Below are 1,271 nucleotides of genomic sequence, written 5' to 3' on the forward strand. Positions count from 1 at the left end.
CTTGAAGGGGTGGGCGGGACTAAAAGCCCGATTCCGACTCTAGCCAGTACGGACCGTGGGAGACTTCTCGTCCCGCCCCTTCTACCCAAAGCGCCGATAAGGAATGCATCGGTAAAACCGACGATAGAAGCAAGCCAGCGCTCCGGTAGACCCCAACAAGCCCTTAAACCCTAGCTCCGAGGATTCGTTATGACAATCCTTACCTCACCAACGGTGGTTGGTGTCGATGTGGCCAAAGCCGAAATCGTTGTTTACCGCGAAGACCTTGAAACCATTCAGATCGTTGTTAACGACCGAAAAACTCTCGGCCGTTGGCTCAAAACGTTGCCTGCACAAAGCGCGATTGCCCTGGAAGCCACTAGCACCTACCACCTGGATACAGCGGAGCTAGCCCATGAAATGGGGCATCAGGTTTACATGGTGGATGCTTACCGGCTGAGCCACTACCGCGAAAGCATTGGCCAACGGGCGAAAACCGATCCTTGTGATGCGCGGCTGCTGGCCCGTTATCTGGCGAGTGAGCAGGGGCGGTTGCGTGTCTGGAGTCCGCCTCCGCAGGCCTACAAAGTGTTGAAAAGCCTACTGCGCAGACGTGCAGAACTCATCAACTTGCGTGTAAGTATCACGCTGAGCTGGTCGAGCGAACCGCTGTTGAAAAACGAGCTAGCCCAGCAGTTGAAGTCCTTCAAGCAGGCTGAGCAATCCATTCAGAAGTTACTGCAAAAAGTCAGCAAAGAAGCTGGCATCACCGAAAACATCAAGCGTTGCAAAGCGATTGAAGGGGTTGGTGAGCTTACGGCTACCGGTTTGGCGACCGCATTTATGCGTGGTCACTTTGTCAGTAGCGATGCGTTCATTGCCTTTTTGGGGATGGATTTGCGAGCAAAGGACTCCGGAACAAAGAACGGCACTCGTCGTTTGAGTAAAAAAGGCGATGGAGAGATACGGCGCCTGGCTCACAACGCGGCGATGGCCGCTTGTCGGTCTCCCACATGGAAACCGTTTTATGAGTCGTACCTGGCAAGAGGCCTGGCAAAAACCGAAGCGTTGGTGATCCTTGCGCGAAAGCTGTGCCGGGTGGCATTCGCTCTTATGAAAAACCAGAGTGAATACCAGCCAAATTTAAAGTTGGTGGTGTGAGTATTTCTCGAGCCTGGCACTAAACCAGATTTGAGAGCTGGCTTGCCTGCGATGGCGTTGGGTCAGCTAGCATTTGTGCCGGCTGATGCGCCGCCTTCGCGGGCAAGCCCGCTCCCACAGGAGATTGGCGG

At 54.4% G+C, this 1,271-nt stretch carries 1 protein-coding gene; it reads left to right on the forward strand.

Translation table 11 applies throughout. The features are described from left to right. Nucleotides 1–189: 189 nt before the first annotated feature. Nucleotides 190–1,140, forward strand: a complete 951-nt coding sequence (locus DYL59_RS31275; protein ID WP_135292635.1) for an IS110 family transposase — start codon at nucleotides 190–192, stop codon at nucleotides 1,138–1,140. The last annotated feature ends 131 nt before the right edge of the window (nucleotides 1,141–1,271 follow it).

Source organism: Pseudomonas kairouanensis (assembly GCF_004682055.1).
GTDB lineage: Bacteria > Pseudomonadota > Gammaproteobacteria > Pseudomonadales > Pseudomonadaceae > Aquipseudomonas > Aquipseudomonas kairouanensis.